Raw genomic sequence first — 20567 nt, forward strand, 5'->3', positions numbered from 1 at the left:
ATCATTCGTGAAGGGGGAAGCGTGAGGAGTCAAGGAGCTGTATTTCCACCTCACTCTTTACTCTTCATCTTGTATTAATTAATCAACCAGTCGTTCAGCCACTGGGTGAGCTGCAGCCCGGCATTGACCGGCCGACCGGTGCTGGTTTGCAAAGTACGGCGCAATTGCACCAGCTCGCCGAGGGCCTGAGTGAGCTTTGCCGTACCTAACGCGCTCACACCGCGGCATAGAGATTCACTATCCACCAGGCGCAAGCTGGCGGACGACAAGCCCAGTGCCAGTTGCAGCGCATCTTGCAGCAGCAATTGCAGCCACAACAAATGCACCGCCTGCTCCAGCAACCCCGCCTGTATATCGGTTAACAATTGCGGTTGTTGCCTTAGCTGGGCAAACTGCCGTAGCAATTGCTGACGCCGCTGGTCGGTACCTGCAGTCAAGTAGTCACGGGTATTCAACGGCGAGCCCTGATTCACATTCAGCGCGCTCAAAATTGCCTGCTCGCCCGTCGCGGCCAGCCCCTGCTCTTCCAACCAGCCAAGCACCAAGGACGAGTCCGGCACCGGCAACAGCCACTGTTGACAGCGACTGCGAATGGTAGGCAACAAGCGCTCGGGTTGAGAGCTTATCAGCAGCAGACTGGACTGCCCCGCCGGTTCCTCCAAGGTTTTCAGCAGGGCATTCGCGGCCGCTTCGGTCATTTTTTCGGCCTGCTCGATCACCGCCACCTTGCCATGGCCCAAGCGGGCGCTTTCACTTAATACCTGAGTGAGCTGGCGAATGGTATCTACGCTGATACTGCGTTGCTCGGTGCGAATAATATGCAAGTCGGAGTGGTTGCCGGCCAATACCAACTGACAGGCATGACAATGACCGCAAGGAATGGCAGTAGTAGCTTGCAGAGTTGCGACTTCGGCCTCAATATTGGTATGTTGGCATAACAAAGCCTGGGCAAGATGCCGGCCCAGTTCGCGCTTGCCCAAACCGTCTATGCCCTTCAGCAATAGGGCGTGGCCCAATTGCTGTTGTGCAATAAGCCGGGTAAGTTGCTGTGCCTGCTCCTTTAACCAAGGGTACACAAGCGACGCTCCAAACAAGCCAATACCGCCGCCTTTACCTCGGCCTCGCTCTGGCTGGCATCAATCACTTCACAATGGGGGTCGTTCTGGGCCAGCTGTAGATACCCGGCACGAGTGCGTTCAAAAAAGCCCAACTGCTCCTGTTCGATACGATCCAGCTCCCCCCGAATGCGGGCTCGCTCCAGCCCCTGGGCCGGATCTATGTCCAGATACAAAATCAGATCGGGAGCAAAATCCCCCAATACCGCCTGCTTGATTTGCCTGATCAGTGCAATATCAATACCCCGGCCACCGCCCTGATACGCCAATGACGACCAGTCGTGACGGTCTCCAACCACCCAGGTATCGGCAGCAAGTGCCGGTTGAATACGGTTTTTGACCAATTGCACCCGTGCCGCATACATCAGCAACAGCTCGGCTTCCATGGTCAGCGGCTCTTCATGTACTTCTTTTACCAGGCCACGCATTTTTTCGGCCAGGGGCGTACCGCCCGGCTCCCGGGTGCGCATCACCGACAGTCCCCTGGCTTCAAGCCAGGCGACCACATGACCTTGTACCGTGCTTTTACCGGCGCCTTCGAGCCCTTCAATCACAATAAACTGGCTCATTGTTTACCTTTTCAATATGTAGCGGCGTACCGCATTGTTATGTTCGCGCAGCGATTTGGAGAAATAATGACGCCCTTCGCCCATGGCCACGAAATAATAATAATTGCTGTCTACCGGCTGAAGCGCTGCAGTAATGGCTTCTTTGCTTGGCATGGCAATGGGGCCCGGGGGCAAGCCATCTATCATGTAGGTATTGTAAGGGGTATGAGTCTGCAAATCCTTTTTACGGATGTTACCGTCATAGTCTTCGCCCATGCCATAAATCACCGTAGGATCGGTTTGCAGTCGCATGCCGACTCGCAGCCGATTGACAAATACCGAGGCAATCAACGGACGCTCTTCGGCAATACCGGTTTCCTTTTCGATAATAGAGGCCAAAATCAAGGCCTCATCGGGCGTTGCAATCGGCAGGTTGGGTCGCCGCTCGGCCCAGGCTTTTTCTAAAAAGCGCTCCATTTCCTCATGAGCCCGCAGCAAGATAGACAGGTCGGTATCGCCGGGCGTATAGCTGTAGGTTTCCGGCAACAGGCGACCTTCCAGCTTGTCACTGCTTAACCCCAGTTGGTTGGCAATCTCCGCCTCGGTCGCATTTTCGTCAAGTGTCACATCCAGATATTCAGCCCCGGCCAGTCGTTGCTGCCAGTCACTCAGGCGCAGGCCTTCAATCAGCGTTACCTGCAATCGATATACATCACCATTGACCATGCTCATCAGCGCAGAGCGCAGCCGGGTATCGGCGTCAAACTTGTAGGTACCCTGGCGCACGGCGGCCAGTTCAGGATGAAAGCGCAGCCACAGCTTGCGCGTTAGCGCAGGTACAGGTTCATCAGTCAGGCGATTAATCAAATGAAAGGTCGTTTCACCGCGTGCCACCACAAACAGGGGCTCTTCTGTGGTGGCCACCGTCATTTTCTCTAATGCTTGCCACTGTTGATAACCATAAACGGCGATGCCGCCGATGACCAACACCGCCAGTAAAAACAACCGAGCCAGCCATTTAATAAGAGTCTTCATAAGCCTGCTGTAATTCCCTTGTCATAATAAAGTCCCGTGTAAAACGCTGTTCACCCATCGTCGCCACCGGTACCAGGCCCATTAATGCATTGCTCAGCCAAATTTCATCAGCCGCAAGCAATCGTTCAAGCCTGGTGTCGGTAATGGTGAGCCGCGGTCCCAAATAATCCCGGCACCAGGCACGCACGGTGCCGCATACCCCCGCCATCGACAGATCCGGGGTGTAAATGTGTTCACCTTCACGCCAGAACAGGTTGGCGGTCACCGCTTCGATCACCTTGCCATCGTTATCCAGCACCACGGCCTCGGGCCAGTTATTGGCATCCAGCTCGGCTTTAAGCAACACCTGCTCTAACCGATTAACGGTTTTCAGGCCCGCCAGCAAGGAACTGCGTCCCAATCGTCCGGTGCACACCCCCAGAGGAATGCCCTGGCTGCGCCATTGATAATAATGAGCAGGAAACGGCGCACAGTTTAACACCACTGTGGTGTCGCCACAGCCGGTTATGCTGTATCCGCGACCACCACTGCCCCGCACCAGCGTAATACGCAATACCTGATCGCCATCCGGATCAATGGTCTCCTGCGCCGCCGTTTTAACGGCCTGCCAATCCGGCATCGGCATCTGCAAGCGCAGACAGGCATCCTCTAAACGCGCCTGGTGATAACGCCAGTGGCGCAAGTTCCCATGATGCGCATGTAATGTCGAGAAATGCGCATCGCCCAGCTGCCAGGCGCGGCTCAGTGCGGTTAACGCCGGAGCATCGGTCAATTGGGTATCGGACATCAGGTTAGTGATTATAAGGTTTTGCATCATATCCCCATAAAAAAGCCCGGCACTAGGGCCGGGCTCGGGATTGGCCAACGGCCATTATATGCGTTTGAAAATCAATGAGCCATTGGTGCCGCCAAAACCAAAAGAATTGGACAGGGCATAGTCAAATTGACCTTTTTTCGCTTGATGAGGCACCAGATCCAGGTCGCATTCCTCATCCGGGTTATCCAGATTGATGGTCGGCGGCGCAATTTGATCACGCAGCGCGAGGACGCTGAAAATAGCTTCTATCGCGCCGGCCGCACCCAAAAGGTGACCGGTCATCGATTTGGTAGAGCTCACCATCATTTTGTAGGCATGATCCCCGAATACCAGTTTCAGGCCACGCAGTTCGGCCACATCACCCAGGGGAGTAGATGTACCGTGAGCATTCACATAGCCGATAACAGCAGGATCGATGTCCGCATCTTTAATGGCATTGGCCATCGCCTTGGCAGCCCCACTGCCGTCAGCAGGTGGAGCCGTCATGTGGTGCGCATCACCACTCATACCAAAGCCAACCAGCTCGGCATAAATGGTAGCGCCACGGGCCTTGGCGTGCTCATATTCTTCCAGCATCATCACGCCGGCACCATCACCCAGCACAAAGCCGTCACGGTCCTTGTCCCAGGGACGACTGGCCTTTTGCGGCTCGTCGTTGCGGGTAGACAGCGCACGAGCCGCGGCAAAGCCACCCATACCCATGGTGGTAGAGGCTTTTTCGGTGCCACCTGCCAGCATGGCGTCGGCGTCACCGTAGGCAATCATGCGTGCAGCCAGGCCAATGCTGTGCGTACCCGTGGTACAGGCAGTGGTGGCTGCAATATTAGGGCCGCGCAAGCCGCTCATAATCGATAAATGTCCAGACACCATATTGATGATGGTGGAAGGCACAAAAAACGGGCTTAATTTACGCGGGCCACTGGCCAGTAGATTGGTGTGGTTTTGCTCAATCAAGCCAAGCCCACCAATACCGGAACCAATAGATACACCAACGCGATCGGCATTAGTGTCATTAATCTCTAGACCGGAATCGGCCATAGCCTGTAAACCGGCTGCTACCCCGTACTGGATGAACAAGTCCATCTTACGGGCTTCTTTTTTAGCGATACCATGATCTTCGGGATCGAAGTCCTTGACCAGGCCTGCGAATTTGGTGCTGTAATCGGTAGTATCAAAGTGCTCTATGTTGCTGATGCCACTTTGGCCTGCCAACAGGGCCTGCCAACTGGCATTAACCGTGTTACCGACAGGAGAGAGCATACCGAGACCAGTCACCACGACTCTGCGTTTGGACACAGGAGCGTCTCCGAATGGGGGATTAAAACGGGGAAAGAGCCGAAGTGGCGAACAGCCACTTCGGCACAGGTTTATTATTCCTGGTTTGCGTTGATGTAATCAACAGCCGCTTTAACGGTGGTGATTTTTTCAGCTTCTTCGTCAGGAATTTCAGTATCGAATTCTTCTTCCAGAGCCATTACCAGCTCAACGGTGTCCAGGGAATCTGCGCCCAGATCATCAACGAAAGAAGCTTCAGATTTTACTTCTTCTTCTTTAACGCCCAGTTGCTCGATGATGATTTTTTTTACGCGTTCTTCAATATTGCTCATGACCAGTATTATCCTTTAGAAATACGCTAGTGCGTGTCGTTGCGGTAGTGTATTAAAATAACCGTGGTTTGCAAGACTATTTACTGCTGGTCTAACCAGAAAAAGCACTAATAATGCGGCATTTTCCACCAAATAGTCTGCAACTGCGGAGATTTTCATCACACCATGTACATGCCGCCATTTACGTGCAGCGTTTCGCCCGTGATATAGGCAGCTTCTTCTGAGGCTAAAAAAGCCACCGCAGAAGCAATTTCCTTGGGGTTACCCAAACGTTGCGCCGGCACCTGAGACAAAATACCGGCCCTTTGCTCGTCATTCAATGCCTGTGTCATATCGGTTTCAATAAAGCCCGGTGACACTACATTGACGGTAATGCCGCGAGAGGCTACTTCGCGGCCCAATGATTTACTAAAACCGATGAGACCGGCCTTGGCAGCGGCGTAGTTTGCCTGCCCTGCGTTACCCATGGTACCCACTACAGAGCCGATGGTCACGATACGGCCATGACGTTTTTTCATCATGGCACGCAATACCGCCTTCGACAGACGGAATACCGAAGTGAGGTTGGTATCGATAATATCCTGCCACTCATCTTCTTTCATGCGCATCATCAGGTTATCGCGGGTAATACCGGCGTTGTTCACCAGGATATCAATATCGCCATAACGCTCTTTAATGGTCGCCAGCAGCTGCTCCAAAGAGGCAGCTTCGGTCACATTCAATACCAGGCCTGTGCCATTGTCGCCCAAATACGCGCTAATGGCCTCTGCGCCTTTTTCACTGGTTGCGGTACCCACAACGGTTGCGCCACGGCTGGCAAACAGCTCTGCTGTCGCGCGGCCAATACCTCGGCTGGCACCCGTTACCAGTACCACTTTACCGGAAAAACTCATAGTGACTCCTTCGATTATACAAAGGGCTGACAAATACAGCAGACCGGTACGCAAACGGCATTTATTTTATGCTCGTTGCAACACCATACAGGTGTTGTGCGTTGGCCCGACAACAACTGCCAGCCCCCATTAATGCAATGATTACGCCTGAACCGCTGCCAACGCCTGCTGCAAGGTGGCGTCATCATTGACTGCCAATCCTTCCACACGCTTGTCGATGCGTTTGGCCAGGCCGGATAACACTTTACCAGGCCCCATTTCCAGAGCCAGAGTCACGCCCTGCTCCACCATGATTTCAACGGTTTCGGTCCAGCGTACCGGGCTGTAAAGCTGACGCACCAGGGCATCCTTAATGGCTGCGGCACTGGTTTCCTGCTTGACGTCCACATTGTTGATGACCGGCACACTTGGCTCATTAAAGGTCATCTCTGCCAGGGTCTGCTCCAGCTGTTCGGCTGCAGAGCGCATCAGGGCGCAGTGCGACGGCACGCTGACGGGCAGCGGCAATGCACGTTTGGCGCCACTTTCTTTCATCAACACATTGGCGCGCTCTACGGCGGCCTTGTTACCGGCAATCACCACCTGGCCTGGTGAGTTGAAGTTCACCGCCGAGACCACTTCGCCCTCTTCCGCTTTAACGCAGTTGGCAATGATGGTGTCATTATCAAGGCCGATAATGGCCGACATGGCGCCGGTGCCTTGTGGCACGGCTTCCTGCATCAACTGCCCGCGCAGCTCAACCAGCTTGACTGCATCGCTCAAGCTCAATACGCCGGCGCAGACCAATGCCGAGTATTCACCCAGGCTGTGGCCCGCCATTACGGATGGCTGAGCGCCTCCCTGTTGCTGCCACAGGCGCCAAATAGCGACCGATGCGGTCAGCAAGGCAGGCTGGGTGCGCCATGTTTGATTGAGATCCTCGGCCGGACCGTTAACCACCAATTCGGCCAGGTCATAACCCAGGGCGTGGGACGCTTCGGCAAAGGTCTCTTTAACGCTGTCATGCTCGGCCAGCAGGCCGGCCAGCATGCCCACGGTTTGAGAACCCTGGCCGGGAAAGGTAATGGCAAATGTCATTGTCTGTCCTTTTTAAAAACGCACTAGGGCTGAACCCCAGGCAAAACCACCGCCAAAGGCTTCAAGCAGCACCAGATGGCCTCGCTGAATACGGCCGTCCCGCACCCCTTCGTCAAACGCGATAGGAACACTGGCGGCCGACGTATTACCGTGTCGGTCCAGCGTCAGGATCACTTTGTCCAGCGACATGCTCAGCTTGCGCGCGGTGGCATTAATAATACGGTAATTTGCCTGATGCGGTACCAGCCAGTCCAGTTCGGATTTATCAATTCCGTTCGCTTCCAGGGTCTGGGTCACAATTTCGCTTAAACGTGATACCGCAACCTTGAAAACATCGTTACCTTTCATGCTCATATAGGCATTCATTTCGTCACCGCTGATACCGCGCTGACGATGGGGTAACTTGAGCATGTCGCCGTAACGGCCATCTGCGTGCAAATGGGTCGACAAAATGCCCGGCTGTTCGCTGGCACCCAGCACCACGGCGCCGGCACCATCACCAAATAGGATGACGGTGCCGCGGTCTTCTGGGTCGCACATGCGTGATAGTGCATCGGCACCTATCACTAGGATGTGACGAGCGGCGCCGCTTTTAATAAATTGATCCGCCACACTCAGGGCATAGCTGAAGCCAGCACAGGCGGCGGAAAGATCGAAGGCCGGGATGCCCGGCACGTCAAGCATGGCCTGCACTTCGCACGCGGCGGCAGGAAATGCATTGTCGCCACTGGTGGTAGCCAGCACAATCATGTCGAGTTGCTGAGCGTCAAGATTGGCCGCTTCCAGTGCGCGCAGGCCCGCCTGATAAGACATGGTGGCGATGGTTTCATCGTTACCTGCGATGCGTCGTTCCCGAATACCGGTACGATCCACTATCCAGTCGTTGCTGGTTTCTACCATTTGTTCCAGGTCGGCATTGGTACGTACCGCTTGTGGCAGGTAGCTGCCGGTTCCCAATATTTTACTGTTCATAGGCGTTATCTTGCGTGACTGTCCTGTGGGGCAGTATCAAAACGATGCGCGATGCTCGCAGGCAGGTCATGTTCAATTTCGGAAATCGCCTGCAAGATCGCATTTAAGAAGGCTGGAGAGCCAGCACTGCCATGGCTTTTAACCACACTGGCGCGTAATCCTATCAGACTTGCACCGTTATACTGGTCGGGGTTCAGATGGGATAGCCGTTTTTTTAACCAAAAAGTCAGGATTTTGCTTAAAAAACCACTTTTTATTCGTTGGCCAAGCAGCAGTTTTGCGACTCCTTCGCTGGTTTTCAGCGCGACGTTACCAACAAAACCATCACAGACGATAACGTCGGCTCGTCCCGAAAATAGCTCGTTGCCTTCTATATAGCCGCTATAGTGTAACCCAGAAAGCTCGGCAAGCCGTAATCCTGCTTCACGAACCGCCTCATTTCCCTTACTCGCTTCGGCACCCACATTAAGCAAGGCAATACGAGGCTGTGCAATATCCAGCGTGTGCTGCGCCGCTTGCTCACCCATCAAGGCAAACTGCACCAGATGATGAGCACTACAGCTGATATTCGCCCCCACATCGAGCAGCAAGGCATATCCGCCGCCCACTTGTGGCAACCGGGTAATAAGGGCGGGTCTGTCTACACCAGGCAGCGTGCTGAGTGTCTTGATGGCCATGGCCATCAATGCCCCCGTATTACCGCTACTGACGCAGGCGCTGGCACGCCCTGATGCCAAAGCATCAAGCGCATTGCGCATGGAAGAGTCGGTTAGATGGCGAAGGGCATACGCGGCTTTGTGATCATTGCCCACCTGCTGACTGCAAAATTGCACTTGCACACGGGGGTGGCAGTCTAATTGAAAACGGCTTAGCCAAGGTGCCAGCTCGTCTTCCAGACCAAACAACAGCAAATTCAGTTCAGGCAGAAGCAACAGTGCCTGCGCGGCGGCAGGCACTGTAATTGAGGGGCCATAATCGCCCCCCATCATATCTAACGCAACGGTTAGCTGCGGCAAGGCGATTGCTTACTTGGCAATAACCTTAACACCACGGTAAAAACCATCGGCAGTCACGTGGTGACGGCGATGCAATTCACCAGTGGTCTTGTCTACAGACAATGCAGCTGTAGTCAGAGAATCGTGTGAACGACGCTGACCACGACGTGAACGTGATACTTTACTCTTTTGTACGGCCATTTGACCTCACTCCTAAATCAGTTACTTACGTTTTAATTCTTCCAGAATTGCAAAAGGATTCGGACGCTCTTCCGCGACAGGCAGCTCACCAAAACTTTTATCAAACGCGCCTTCAGAACAGTGCTCATTTTCATGAGTCGGTATCTGGGGCAGGCTCAGGATAAGTTCATCCTCAACCAGTTCAACCAAGTTGATTTCGCCGACCTCGTCCACTTCAATAGTGTCGTAGTCATCCGGCACTTCTGGCACCTCTGCATTTGCACGCAGTGGCGTGTATGTAAATTCGGATTCTACAGTGGTATCAAACAGCTCATTACATCTTTGGCACTGAAGCGACACCTGAGCTCGGGCATGACCCGACATCAGGCGCAGCCCCTGGGCGTCTGTACCAAAGTCTAGAGACACGTCGATATCACCATGGATACCTTGGGTCGATTCCGCAAGTCTGGGCATTAGAGCAGCGGCATACTCGCCTTGATATTGCAGACGATTTTGCGCGCAGCGAGCGGGATCAACCTTGTTGGGCAACTTTACCTTTTCCATAAGGCGCGCATATTATAGGGAGCAGCCATCGGAGTCAAAGAGAAATGCACCTTACAGCGGAATAAATCACCGATGCCCCCCTTGTCCATGATGACGCCGCCGAGCGTGCAGATTAGAATAGCCGAATTACCCACATTCTGTGCCAAGGTGTTCATGGCCCAACTCATTCTTGCCTCTTCCTCTGCTTACCGCCAGCAGTTATTACACAAACTCAAGCTGAATTTTATCAGTATGAGTCCTGAGATAGACGAAACCGCCCTGCCCGGTGAAACCGCTTCGGACCTGGTGCAACGCCTGGCCGAGCAAAAAGCCCGCGCCGTCGCGCTACGTTACCCCCATGGGCTGATTATTGGTTCAGACCAGGTATGTGTGAACCAGGGTACCATTCTCGGCAAACCCGGCACCCTGGCCAACGCCAAGGCTCAGTTACTGGCAGCCAGTGGCCAACGACTGACCTTTTATACCGGGCTGGCCGTATTTGATGCCGCCAACGACCAGATGCGCACTTTGGTGGAGCCGTTTTCGGTGGTCTTTCGCACCTTGAGCGAAGCCCAGATTGCGCGCTACCTCGAACTGGAACCTGCACTGGACTGTGCCGGGGCCTTTAAATGCGAAGGTCTGGGGATCAGCCTGTTTGAGCGTATGGACGGCCGCGACCCGAACAGCCTGGTCGGCTTACCCCTGATAGCCCTGGTCGAGCTACTCGGCCAGTGTGGAATCCAGATCCCTTAACTGACAGCTTGTGCTACTTTACAGCCAGTTACGCAGGTGCCGGATATCATCGATCAGGGCTCTCGGGGTATGTTGGCATAACCTGCTACTGTCGTGTACCCCATAAGTCACGCCAATGCGATCCATGCCAATGGCTTCGGCCATGGCCAGATCGTAGCTTGAGTCCCCTACCATCACCGCATCGGCCGGGCTTAACTTCAGCTCGGCCAGTATTTGCTCCAGCATTAGCGGGTTCGGCTTGGACAACGCCTGATCGGCGCCACGCAGAGCATGAAAATAATCGCCTAGCCGAGTGTCTGCCAATACCCGGTCCAACCCCACCCGCTGCTTGCCCGTAGCGACCGCTAACTGATAACCGTCCTGGTGCAGGCTTTTTATCATGTCGGCAGCGCCGGCAAATAATGGCGACGGCGTGTTATTGAGTTCCAGATAATGCCGGCGGTAAGCAGCCAGCAACGCCTCTTCATCCCGCTCACTCAGCGCGCCAAACAAAATGGGAAACGCCTTGTGCAGGCTAAGGCCGATAATATCGCGCACCGCCTCCGCCGTGGGAATAGCCAGGGTGCAGTCCTGAGCGGCGGCTTGCATGCTGGACACAATGCGCGCCACCGAATCCATCAAGGTACCGTCCCAGTCAAAAATCACCAGTGAATACTTCATGACTGGGCCATTTTGGTCAGTAACTTTTTAAGCACTGGGTCTAATGGCGCTTCGACCACCATGCTTTCTTCCCGGCCGGGGTGAAAAAAGCGCAACCGGCAGGCATGCAAAAACAACCTGTTCAGCCCCAGGGCACGCATTTGCTCATCAAACCCCTGATCGCCGTATTTGTTATCACCAGCAATAGGATGCCCCGCATGCAGGGTATGCACCCGAATCTGGTGAGTACGGCCAGTAATCGGACTACATTCCACCAGAGTGGCCTGAGCAAACTTCTGAATGATGCGAAACCGGGTTTCCGACGGCTTGCCTTCTTTATCAACTCTAACGACTCGCTCGCCGGAGGCCAGCTCGTTTTTCTTCAACGGTGCCTTAACGGCTTTTTGATGTGGCTGCCACTGGCCTCTAACCAGAGCCAGATAATGTTTGTCCATGGTTTTTTCACGCAACTGCTCGTGCAGGCTGCGTAGCATGCTGCGTTTTTTTGCCACCAGCAACAGACCCGACGTATCTCTGTCCAGACGATGCACCAGCTCCAGAAAACGCGCCGTGGGCCGCAGGGCGCGCAAGCCCTCAATCACCCCAAAGCTCAGGCCGCTGCCGCCATGCACGGCTATGCCTGCAGGTTTGTTAATCACCAGCAAGGCATCGTCTTCATAAACAATGGCCGCTTCAAGTGATTGCACCTGGTTCAGCTTGGCAGACGGCAGCGATTGTTCGCGTTCGGCTACCCGCACCGGGGGCACCCGTACTATGTCGCCGGCAATCAGTTTGTATTCGGGTTTGATGCGCTTTTTGTTAACTCTTACCTCGCCTTTGCGCAATATTCTATAAATCAGGCTTTTGGGAACGCCTTTAAGCTGAGTTCTTAAATAATTATCAATGCGCTGCCCTTCATACTCAGCCTCTATGGTGAGCAGTCGCACGCTGTGTTGTTGTTCTGTTTTCATACCGGGTATTCTACCATTAGCTTGTGTGATTTGATGCAAAAAAGGCGTCTTGCTAAGGTTACAGTTAAAGTGTGATAATACGTGAGTTTTTCGTGCTTGCCGAGAACGGGGAGCACACCCTGAATACCCCTGGTTATCCGTTTTATTCGCGACCTTTGGGCTCTCCCCTTAACGTGAAAGACACCTGAATAAGCGCCTCATGCGTACCCAGCCGGGAGGCTGTATTCGTTACGCTAACAGACTCGAGGCCGGTGTCCGTCGGAATAACATGGTTGGGCCAGGGAAATACCAACACTGTTGAAACAGTAAAAACTTTATAAAAAGAGTCATCAATGAAAAGAATGCTAATCAACGCAACTCAAGAAGAAGAGTTGCGTGTTGCCCTGGTAGATGGGCAAAAACTATACGATCTGGATATTGAAAGCCCGGGTTACGAGCAAAAAAAAGCCAATATCTACAAAGGTAAAATCACCCGAGTAGAACCGAGTCTTGAAGCTGCTTTTGTCGATTATGGCGCCGACCGTCACGGTTTTTTGCCATTAAAGGAAATTGCCCGTAACTACTTTCCTGCCGGCTACACCTACCAAGGTCGCCCCAACATCAAGGAAGTCATAAAGGAAGGCCAGGAAGTCATAGTACAAATAGATAAAGAAGAGCGTGGCAACAAAGGCGCCGCGCTGACGACCTTTATCAGTCTGGCCGGCTCTTATCTGGTGCTGATGCCCAACAACCCCCGCGCTGGCGGTATTTCTCGTCGCATAGAAGGCGATGAGCGCACCGAATTGAAAGAGGCCCTTTCCAAGCTGACCCTGTCCGATGGCATGGGTCTTATTGTGCGCACCGCGGGTGTGGGCAAGTCGGCAGAAGAGCTGCAGTGGGACTTGCACGTGCTGCAAACTCACTGGGCAGCCATTCAGGATGCCGCCGATGGCGGTGCCGCTCCCTTCTTGATCCATCAGGAAAGTAACGTCATTGTACGAGCCATTCGCGATTATCTGCGTCGCGATATAGGCGAAATTCTCATCGATAACCCGGTCGTCTTCGAGCGCGCCAAGAAACACATCGAACTGGTACGTCCCGATTCAGCCAAGATCGTCAAGCTGTACGAAGGCGATGTACCCATGTTCAGTCACTACCAGATTGAAAGCCAGATTGAATCGGCCTTTCAACGCGAAGTGCGCCTGCCCTCGGGCGGCAGCATCGTTATCGACCCAACCGAAGCATTAACCAGTATCGATATCAACTCTTCTCGCGCCACCAAAGGCGGCGACATTGAAGAAACCGCGCTACAAACCAACCTGGAAGCCGCCGAAGAAATTGCCCGTCAGCTGCGCCTGCGTGACCTGGGCGGTTTGGTGGTCATCGACTTTATCGATATGACGCCAGTACGTCACCAGCGCGAGGTAGAAAACCGCCTGCGCGATGCGGTACGCCAGGATCGTGCCCGTATTCAGCTAGGCCGCATTTCTCGTTTTGGCTTGCTGGAAATGTCTCGCCAACGCCTGCGCCCTTCTCTTGGCGAGTCCAGCACCCATGTGTGTCCGCGCTGTTTAGGCCAGGGGACCATTCGCGATAATGAATCGCTGGCCCTGGCTATTTTGCGTCTGATAGAAGAAGAAGCCCTTAAAGACAACACCGGTCAGATCCACGGTCAGGTGCCGGTTGACGTTGCCGCCTATCTGCTGAACGAAAAACGCAAGTCCATTGCCACACTGGAGCAGCGTTACAAGGTCAATATTTACATCATCCCCAACGAACAACTTGAAACGCCCCATTTCGATGTGGCACGTGTTCGCAGTGGTGAAGAAGAAGCCGTGACCAGCTTCAACCTGAAAACCACGGTAGAAAAACCGGCTTATACACCCCGTGGTAGCCAGACTGCGCCTCGTAGCGAACAGCCGGCCCTGCAGGGCTTTACTGCGCCAACACCGGCTCCGGTTGCACCCGAGACCAAGCCTGCGGCTCCAGTGGTTACCGCATCAGACAACAACAATGCGCCTGGCTTGTTGAACCGGGTGTTCTGCGCTTTGGCTGGCTGGTTCAAGGGCTCACCCGAGCCACAGCAAACCACGCCGCAACCGGCCGCCGAACAAGGTACCCGCCCGGCACGCAGCCAAGAGCGAAATAATGGTAATGACCGTCCCAACAGCCGTAACGGCAATCGTAATGGTCGTAATAACAATCGCCAGCAAGATCGCGACTCTGCACGAGGTAATGAGCGTTCGGAGCGTAATGATCGCCGCGGCAATCGCAAACCTCGTGACGAAGATCGTGGTAACAAAGCGACTCCCGCTCCTCAGGAAGCTCAGTCTCAGGCTGCAACAGGCACCACTGAAGCTAGAAACGAACGTCCTCGTCGTGAACGCCGCAAGCCCCGCCGTGAGCAACCACAGCAGCCAGCGAGCATCACTGAAGAGTCTGTTCCCGAACAGGCTGCAGTTCAGTCCGCAACACCTGCGGCTCAACAGAGCGAGCAAAAAGAGCAGAATATCGCCGAACGCCGTCAACGTCGTCAGTTACGAAAGCAAGTGCGTATCGGTAACGATGCCAAACCGGCAGAGAGCGCGACCGAACAGCGTCAGAAGCCTGATGCTGCCGCCGAAGTAACGACGGGTGATAACGAGAAAACGTCTCATCATCAGCGTAGTGCCATGCCCAAGCGCAAGCGCATTAATGAAGACAGCCGTCGTCGTCGTCGCCAGGACAGCATAGCGGCATTGATTGCCTCTCAGGGTGAAGACAAGTGGGTCGCGTCGCCAGAAGCTGAAGCGGCTCAAACTCAGGTTACACCTAAAGCCGAGCTTCAGCACAAGCCCGCGCCCAAGGCTGAACCGGTTGTAGAACAAGAGCCCGTGGCCAAGCAGCAACCAGAGCCTGCCGTCGCACCCAAGGCCGAGCCTGTTGCCGAGCAACAACCCGAGCCTGCAGTCGCGCCCAAGGCCGAGCCTGTTACCAAGCAAAAGCCCGAGCCTGCAGTCGCGCCCAAGGCCGAGCCTGTTGCCGAGCAACAACCCGAGCCTGCAGTCGCGCCCAAGGCCGAGCCTGTTGCCGAGCAAAAGCCCGAGCCTGCAGTCGCGCCCAAGGCCGAGCCTGTTGCCGAGCAAAAGCCCGAGCCTGCAGTCGCCCCCAAGGCCGAGCCTGTTGCCGAGCAAAAGCCCGAGCCTGCAGTCGCGCCCAAGGCCGAGCCTGTTGCCGAGCAAAAGCCCGAGCCTGCAGTCGCGCCCAAGGCCGAGCCTGTTGCCGAGCAACAGCCCGAGCCTGCAGTCGCGCCCAAGGCCGAGCCTGTTGCCGAGCAAAAGCCCGAGCCTGCAGTCGCGCCCAAGGCCGAGCCTGTTGCCGAGCAACAGCCCGAGCCTGCAGTCGCGCCCAAGGCCGAGCCTGTTGCCGAGCAAAAGCCCGAGCCTACAGTAGCGCCTAAAGCCGAGCCTGTTGCCGAGCAAGAGCCCGAGCCTACAGTAGCGCCTAAAGCCGAGCCCGTGGCCAAGCCTCAGCCAAAAGCGAAGGCGTCCGGTTTGTACCAGCGCGCCAGGCAGACTTCGGCACCCATGGTCAAGCCAGAGGTGGTTGAACAGGCACCTTACGTCAAGCCAGAGTATCCCCCTCTGCTTCGCGATACCCCTGTCACCAGTGGTCGTCATGCCGGCAGTACCGCAGCTAAAAACACAGCGTCGGCACCCATGACCAAACCCGGCAGTCATTAATCTGCTATCACGGCACTAAAAAAGGCTCCCTCTGGGAGCCTTTTTATTGGGTGTTCAGCAGGATCTGAACCTTGGATCTGAAAGGATAGAGTGATACCAATTACATTAAAGATCTGATCAGGTATTGGGCCGGAGCGCCAGAGGTAACACAGCGTGTCGGAGGAGCTGCCCTTTATTCGACCTTTGCAGAGTAACCAAATAGATCAGTTATTTAATCTATTGGATATGATTAAACCGTTTCAAGGGAAAGCAGAATCCCATCACAAGCAGACTCGACAAGATCCAGCACATGTTCAAAACCTTGATCTCCACCATAGTAAGGATCTGGCACTTCTTGTTCACCTGTATCACTAAAACTCAGTAACAGCTTGACCTTATGTTGGTATTCATCCGGACACAGTACCTGCAAATCGGCCAGATTATTCCGGTCTGCCGCCAGCACAAGGTCAAATTTCGCAAAGTCTTCAACCTTTACCTGACGGGCCTGAATACCACTAAAATTATACCCTCGGCGCTCCCCTGCCGCACGTGAACGCGCATCGGGCGTTGCGCCCGCATGGCCACCATAAGTGCCCGCAGAATCCACTTCCAGCGTCACACCGGCTTGTCGGGCCCGAGCCCGCAGTACGGCTTCTGCCGTCGGCGAGCGGCAAATATTGCCCAGGCATACCATTAACACCTTGAGTGGCTGTGTCGTCTTCATAAAGTCTCCTTGCTCTTGTTTCAGTTATCAGTGCTGTTCAGGCAAAAAAATGGCCGCTGTAAGCGGCCTCTTATTCTCTAGTGTTCGTTTACAGCCCCAGCTTGTCCAATAAACCCGGTAATTTATCACCCAGCTTGTCACCCAATTTCTCACCGAGCTTTTCGTTAAGCTTGCGCTTGACCCGCTCGGCTTCTTTTTCGGCCTTATCACGCAAATACACATCGAATATCTGCTGCAGATCCAGACTGTACTTGGGATCCTGATAGGTGCCACTGATGCGAACCGGTAATGTTATGTTCTTAAGCTCGCTGAGCTCTTCGCCATCCTGGCCTTTCAGACTCCCCACAATCGCGGTATTCAACAGCACATCCAGTGACTCATCCAGCAAGTTGGTTTCGCCCTCGCCGTCGATACGCAGCAAAGGTGATGCCATGTGCAGGTTATTGGTACTGACCTTGCCCTTGGCGATGGCAAAATCGGCATCCAGAGCACTAAAGTCGGTTTTTTCCACCTCGTCTTCGGCTGGCAATGGCAGCCCTTTCACCTTGGCATGGGCGCGGCGGATCAGGGCCGCAATATTCACACCATTCAAGGCCCCATCGGCGACCTTGAGAGCCGCCTCTCCCTGCACGCTTTGTTTGATGGCGTCAGCCGTTAAACCGGTGCCGGTCAGGTTAAATGTTAAATCTGCGCGTCCTTCAAGATAATCGATATCTGCAGCGACCTTCAAAAGGTCATGAGCATTCACGCCTGTCAGTTTTTTTTCGACTCGAAATTGCGCTGGATGTTTTGTTACATCCAGCTCTCCTTTGGCATCGAGTGTGCCTTCGTACAATTGTGCCTGCACCGAATCGAGTACAATTTTTCCCTGGTCGTTCTGAATATGGATATCGAGCTGTTCCATCTCGATACCGCTTGCCCGCACTTTGTCTGCGGCAAGTTGGCCCTCTATCTTTATGTTTTGCAACAGGGATACATTAGGCTCTGCAGAAGGTACAGCGGCTGACAGGGTCGCGGGAACGGTACCATTGGAGGCTGCAGGCTGCTCTTGCTGTTGACTGTCAACCTTGGCTGGCGCAGCCCGCCACTCGGCTTGCAAAGCATCAATGTCGAGCAGGTCGGTATGCAGATTGAACCTCAGCTCAGGCACCGCCTGATGGCGCACCGACAGCTCACCGGTCACGTCCAGTTTCCCCAGTTCCAGCGTCACATTGGTGAATTCGGCCAGTTTCTGTTCCAGATCATAGGCCAGATTCCCCTGCAGCTTCAGTTGCTTGTTACCCGGAATGGCACGGCCGGTTGCACCCGAGGTTAACTCCAGCTCGTTTAACCTCAAGTGATCCAGCGTGGGCGCCAGCCAAAATTGGCCTGTCGCGCTGATATTGGCCTGAATATCGTCGGTAAACAGATTACCCGACAGGCTCAAAGGCACTACCTGATCCGGCGCAAAATCGTCCAGGGTAAAGTTAACGCGATTCAGGCGCGTCAGCTTGCCACTGGCATCGTTTTGCATGATCACTTCGGCATCTACTACCCGAACTCCCGCCAAACTGATACTCCACGGGGTATGGGGCTCCGTTGTCTCGGCCTGCTCTGTTGCGCCGTCATCCACGCTGGCCGCTGGGTCTTTCTCTGCAGACAAGGCGCGTAAATCGTCGATGTTGGTCATGCCGTCGGCGCGGGTAATCAAGTGCAGACGCGCCTTGCCCAATACCGCTTCGCCAATCTCCAGGCGGTTGTCAAACAAGGGTTTCAGCGCGACATCCAGGCTGATTTCTCCCACCGACAAGGTGTTGCCCACGGCAAACCCCGGTGGATTGAGTAATGCCGTGTCCGTCACGGTAAAACCGATGGAAGGAAAGAAATGCCAGCTTAAGTCGCCATTGATCACCAGGGTGCGGCCGGTTTTTTCCTGGGTCTGTTCTATTAATACTCGTTTAACTCTGTCGGCATCTATTACCTGGGTCAGAATGACCAGCGCCAGCACTATCAGCACTACCAGAAATCCAATACCGTAAAGCAGCTTCTTCATGCGTGTTTATCCCGTGTTGCTATTATTTTTAGTCTTGGTTGATACGGCTGGCATCCGCCCCTTGCTGTGCTTTGTATTTGGCATTGGCGCGGCTCATGTAAGGACGCTCCGCCGGGCCGGACATGGTTTCAAAGTTCAGCGCACCAATCACCATGCGCGGGCGCAGTGCCAGGGGCAATTTACCGCCGTTATAAAACTCCAGCACGATACGCCCAGACCAGCCCGGATCGATACGGTGTGCCGTGGCGTGCACCATTAAACCAAGGCGGGCCAGGGAAGAGCGTCCATCCAGCCAGCCGACAATGTTATCCGGCAGGGTAATAGATTCAAGTGTTACCGCCAGCGCCAGCTCACCGGGATGCAAAAAGAAGGCATCGCCATCTTTAATGAATATTTCGTCACTCATCACGCGATCGATGGCATCGGACACTTCGGCCTTGGGACCACTCAAATCGATATAAGGAGCAGTATGAGCCTGAAAAACCCGAAACTCGTTGCCCAGCAGTACATCAATGCTCACGCCACTTATCCGCTCGGGGTCCGGCTCTGGGCTGATATGAATAATACCGTCGGCCAGATAACGCTTAATATCGCGGTCACAAAGACGCATTGAAACTTCCTCATTCAATATAAGTTCGGCCACGGCAGCGACGGCTCTTGCCGTCCAGGGTGACAGTGGATGTCTAACCAACTGCCGCAGCGCTGAGATTAAACCTGCCGAGTATACAGGCGAGTAGGTATGGTGTTACCACTAAAATACAAGCCGCAGGCAATGCGCGCGGCCAGGGTTAAGTACCGTTGCGCCAAGTCGCCTTCGGGCTCGGCCACCAGAGTGGGCCTGCCACTGTCCATGTGTCGACCTATGGTGGCATCCAGCGGGAGCTGACCAAGCAGCGGTACCTGATGCTGCTGTGACACTCTCAGGCCGCCGCCTTCGCCAAACAAGGCCTCTTGATGACCGCACTGACTGCACTGGTGATAGCTCATATTTTCTATCACGCCCAGCACAGGGATATTCACCTTGCGAAACATGCTGATGCCTTTCACCGCATCGGCCAGGGCCACGTTTTGTGGCGTGGTCACCACCAGCGCCGCCGTGGTCGGCACTTGTTGCGCCATGGTAATTTGAATGTCTCCGGTACCGGGCGGTAAATCGACCACCAGATAATCCAGCTCTCCCCAGCGGGTTTCACGCAGAATTTGCGCCAGCGCCTTGCTGGCCATGGGTCCCCGCCACACGGTAGCGTCGTCGGCTCCCACTAAAAAGCCGATGCTGTTGGCCACTATGCCGTGAGCGGCCACCGGCGACATGGTTTTGCCGTCGTCACTGGCCGGTGTGGCCTGGGTGACGCCCAGCATCATGGGAATGGAAGGGCCGTACACGTCTGCATCCAGAATACCGACCCGGGCTCCCAGTTGACGCAGAGCCAACGCCAGATTAACCGCCGTGGTCGACTTGCCCACGCCCCCTTTACCCGACGACACGGCAATAATATTGCGCACGCCGGGCACATCCTGAGCATTGCTGGCATGAGAAAGGGTGGCGATGTCTTGGCCAAACTGCCATTTTACGGCCTTGGCACCGCTAACCTGACACAATCTGGCATCCAGCTGGCGCAAGTCGGACTCAAGCCCGTAATCAACAAACGGCAGCACCAACTTGATGATCAGTTGTTCCGCGGTCAGCGCAAGGTCGCGAACAAAACCGGCACTCACCGGATCCTGAGCCCAGTGTGCCGGTACAAACTGGCGCAGTACCGCCATTATCTGTTCATTATTCATCTGTATTACCCAATGATGGATCTACCCCGCACTCTATCAAAAAGCCGGCATCGGCGAAACGTTGCCGGCATGCCGAGCCACACAAACTCTGGGGCGAGCGCGTTTTAGTCAGGTAATGCTCGGACTTGCCCGCTTTAGCCGGGAAAATGCCGCCTAAGTGTGTATAACCGAAAAAAACTCGGGTAACATGGCCGGTCACAGCAA

Annotated in this window: 20 protein-coding genes; 2 read left to right on the forward strand and 18 right to left on the reverse strand. The window is 54.6% G+C overall.

Features of this window, described 5'->3' with window-relative positions:
- Positions 1–74: 74 nt before the first annotated feature.
- The 12 genes from holB to yceD form a co-directional block, all read right to left on the reverse strand.
- Positions 75–1076, reverse strand: a complete 1002-nt coding sequence (gene holB, locus IEW52_RS04735) for a DNA polymerase III subunit delta' (protein WP_188628915.1) — start codon at positions 1074–1076, stop codon at positions 75–77.
- Entirely contained in the window at positions 1061–1684 is a 624-nt protein-coding gene (tmk, locus tag IEW52_RS04740) for a dTMP kinase (RefSeq protein WP_188628916.1), read from the reverse strand. Before tmk ends, holB begins: the two co-directional genes overlap by 16 nt.
- 3 nt (positions 1685–1687) lie before the next feature.
- Positions 1688–2698 (reverse strand): endolytic transglycosylase MltG, encoded by a 1011-nt coding sequence (gene mltG / locus IEW52_RS04745; RefSeq protein ID WP_188628917.1) that lies wholly within the window; start codon positions 2696–2698, stop codon positions 1688–1690.
- Positions 2682–3512 (reverse strand): aminodeoxychorismate lyase, encoded by an 831-nt coding sequence (pabC, locus tag IEW52_RS04750; RefSeq protein ID WP_229667792.1) that lies wholly within the window; start codon positions 3510–3512, stop codon positions 2682–2684. The genes mltG and pabC overlap by 17 nt, the downstream gene beginning before the upstream one ends.
- A 57-nt stretch (positions 3513–3569) precedes the next feature.
- Positions 3570–4811, reverse strand: coding sequence for a beta-ketoacyl-ACP synthase II (gene fabF, locus IEW52_RS04755; RefSeq protein ID WP_188628918.1), 1242 nt, complete (start codon positions 4809–4811; stop codon positions 3570–3572).
- 74 nt (positions 4812–4885) lie between these two features.
- Positions 4886–5122, reverse strand: coding sequence for an acyl carrier protein (gene acpP / locus IEW52_RS04760; RefSeq protein WP_086963052.1), 237 nt, complete (start codon positions 5120–5122; stop codon positions 4886–4888).
- Between the two features lie 158 nt (positions 5123–5280).
- Positions 5281–6015: a 3-oxoacyl-ACP reductase FabG gene (gene fabG / locus IEW52_RS04765; RefSeq protein ID WP_188628919.1), complete on the reverse strand. Its 735-nt coding sequence runs from the start codon at positions 6013–6015 to the stop codon at positions 5281–5283.
- Positions 6016–6156: 141 nt separating this feature from the next.
- On the reverse strand, positions 6157–7092 hold the full coding sequence (gene fabD / locus IEW52_RS04770) for an ACP S-malonyltransferase (RefSeq protein WP_188628920.1): 936 nt from the start codon (positions 7090–7092) through the stop codon (positions 6157–6159).
- 12 nt (positions 7093–7104) lie between these two features.
- Positions 7105–8064, reverse strand: coding sequence for a beta-ketoacyl-ACP synthase III (locus tag IEW52_RS04775; protein WP_188628921.1), 960 nt, complete (start codon positions 8062–8064; stop codon positions 7105–7107).
- Between the two features lie 5 nt (positions 8065–8069).
- The gene (gene plsX, locus IEW52_RS04780; RefSeq protein ID WP_188628922.1) at positions 8070–9080 is read right to left on the reverse strand and encodes a phosphate acyltransferase PlsX; all 1011 of its coding nucleotides are present in this window, start codon (positions 9078–9080) and stop codon (positions 8070–8072) included.
- A gap of 9 nt (positions 9081–9089) precedes the next feature.
- Positions 9090–9260: a 50S ribosomal protein L32 gene (gene rpmF / locus IEW52_RS04785; protein ID WP_188628923.1), complete on the reverse strand. Its 171-nt coding sequence runs from the start codon at positions 9258–9260 to the stop codon at positions 9090–9092.
- A 21-nt stretch (positions 9261–9281) separates the two neighbouring features.
- Positions 9282–9803: a 23S rRNA accumulation protein YceD gene (gene yceD / locus IEW52_RS04790; RefSeq protein WP_188628924.1), complete on the reverse strand. Its 522-nt coding sequence runs from the start codon at positions 9801–9803 to the stop codon at positions 9282–9284.
- A 153-nt stretch (positions 9804–9956) separates the two neighbouring features.
- Here yceD and IEW52_RS04795 point away from each other — a divergent pair, with 153 nt between their 5' ends.
- The gene (locus IEW52_RS04795) at positions 9957–10535 is read left to right on the forward strand and encodes a Maf family protein (protein WP_188628925.1); all 579 of its coding nucleotides are present in this window, start codon (positions 9957–9959) and stop codon (positions 10533–10535) included.
- Positions 10536–10553: 18 nt separating this feature from the next.
- Here the strand turns inward: IEW52_RS04795 and IEW52_RS04800 are convergent, their stop codons facing one another.
- Both IEW52_RS04800 and rluC read right to left on the reverse strand, forming a co-directional pair.
- The gene (locus IEW52_RS04800) at positions 10554–11195 is read right to left on the reverse strand and encodes an HAD family hydrolase (RefSeq protein WP_188628926.1); all 642 of its coding nucleotides are present in this window, start codon (positions 11193–11195) and stop codon (positions 10554–10556) included.
- Complete coding sequence (gene rluC / locus IEW52_RS04805) at positions 11192–12145, reverse strand: 23S rRNA pseudouridine(955/2504/2580) synthase RluC (RefSeq protein WP_188628927.1); 954 nt, start codon at positions 12143–12145, stop codon at positions 11192–11194. The genes IEW52_RS04800 and rluC overlap by 4 nt, the downstream gene beginning before the upstream one ends.
- A gap of 332 nt (positions 12146–12477) precedes the next feature.
- Here rluC and rne point away from each other — a divergent pair, with 332 nt between their 5' ends.
- Positions 12478–15846 carry a ribonuclease E gene (gene rne, locus IEW52_RS04810; RefSeq protein ID WP_188628928.1) on the forward strand — a complete coding sequence of 1123 codons (3369 nt, stop codon included), beginning with the start codon at positions 12478–12480 and terminating at the stop codon, positions 15844–15846.
- A gap of 229 nt (positions 15847–16075) precedes the next feature.
- Here rne and IEW52_RS04815 read toward each other — a convergent pair whose 3' ends face one another.
- The 4 genes from IEW52_RS04815 to apbC all read right to left on the reverse strand — a co-directional run bounded on the left by IEW52_RS04815 (position 16076) and on the right by apbC (position 20363).
- Entirely contained in the window at positions 16076–16549 is a 474-nt protein-coding gene (locus IEW52_RS04815) for a low molecular weight protein-tyrosine-phosphatase (protein WP_188628929.1), read from the reverse strand.
- Between the two features lie 88 nt (positions 16550–16637).
- Complete coding sequence (locus IEW52_RS04820) at positions 16638–18581, reverse strand: AsmA family protein (RefSeq protein ID WP_188628930.1); 1944 nt, start codon at positions 18579–18581, stop codon at positions 16638–16640.
- 28 nt (positions 18582–18609) lie between these two features.
- Positions 18610–19191 (reverse strand): dCTP deaminase, encoded by a 582-nt coding sequence (gene dcd, locus IEW52_RS04825; protein WP_188628931.1) that lies wholly within the window; start codon positions 19189–19191, stop codon positions 18610–18612.
- 98 nt (positions 19192–19289) lie between these two features.
- Positions 19290–20363 (reverse strand): iron-sulfur cluster carrier protein ApbC, encoded by a 1074-nt coding sequence (gene apbC / locus IEW52_RS04830; protein WP_188628932.1) that lies wholly within the window; start codon positions 20361–20363, stop codon positions 19290–19292.
- Positions 20364–20567 lie beyond the last annotated feature (204 nt).

The sequence above is a fragment of the Oceanisphaera marina genome (genome assembly GCF_014643915.1).
GTDB classification, from domain to species: Bacteria; Pseudomonadota; Gammaproteobacteria; order Enterobacterales; family Aeromonadaceae; genus Oceanimonas; species Oceanimonas marina.